Annotated in this window: 1 pseudogene; it reads right to left on the bottom strand. The window is 68.3% G+C overall.

The features are described 5' to 3' along the window. Positions 1-817, bottom strand: a pseudogene (locus LPA54_RS33485) (hypothetical protein); the annotation flags it as partial.

Here is an 817-nt window from a genome sequence, read left to right as displayed (position 1 = left end):
CCGCTGGACTGCTCGTCTACCAGGCCGTGGTCGTTGTACCGGGTGTCCGTGACGACCCGGCCGGGGCCATGGGCCTCGGACTGTGTCTGCACGGGGCGCATCAGGCCGTCGTAGATCGCCACCTGACGGCTGTACGTCCCGTCGTCCTTGAGGGTCTTGGTGGTGACGGCGGCGGGGCGGGTCGTCTCGGCGGTGGCGATCGCCGGCTGGTACGAGATTTCCATATCGGGTGACTTGCTGCCGGAGGAGCGGGACGGGGACCAGCCCTTCACCAGGCGCCCGAGGGCGTCGTACTCGTTGCGCGTGACCCGGGCGTTGGCGTCGGTGATCGTCAGCGCCAGGCTCCGACCAGGGTCGAAGGTCGTCGTGACGGCATGGCCCTTGGAATTGATCACCTTGGTGGCAGTGACCGGCCCGCCGGCGTCCGCGGGCGTGTACTGCGTCTCGGTCGTGCCGACCCCAGGACTGGTGACCGTGCGGACGCGGCCCAGCGGGTCGTACGTCGTGCTGGTAACGACCGAGTAGGAGGTCCCGGCACCGTCGACACTGGCCTGCGAGGTGAGCAGGCCCTTGGCCGGGCTGGCGCCGTAGGACAGGTTGTCGTAGCTGTTGTGGACCGCCTTGACGAGCTTGGTCGCGGGGTCCGCAGTGTCGTACGCCGCGCACGAGGTGCCGGTGGTCCGCTGTTCCTTCGTCAGGCCGATCAGCCACGCCGTGGTGTTGTGCACGTAAGACGTCTTGGTGCAGCTCTGGTCGGACAGGGACTCGCCGGTGCTGTTCGGCTTCACCACGGACGTCTCGACCTGAACCGGCAGAC

Source organism: Streptomyces sp. DH12 (assembly GCF_020873895.1).
GTDB lineage: Bacteria > Actinomycetota > Actinomycetes > Streptomycetales > Streptomycetaceae > Streptomyces.
Note: the sequence above shows the minus strand (reverse complement) of the source record. Positions and strands in the feature narration are given on the sequence as shown.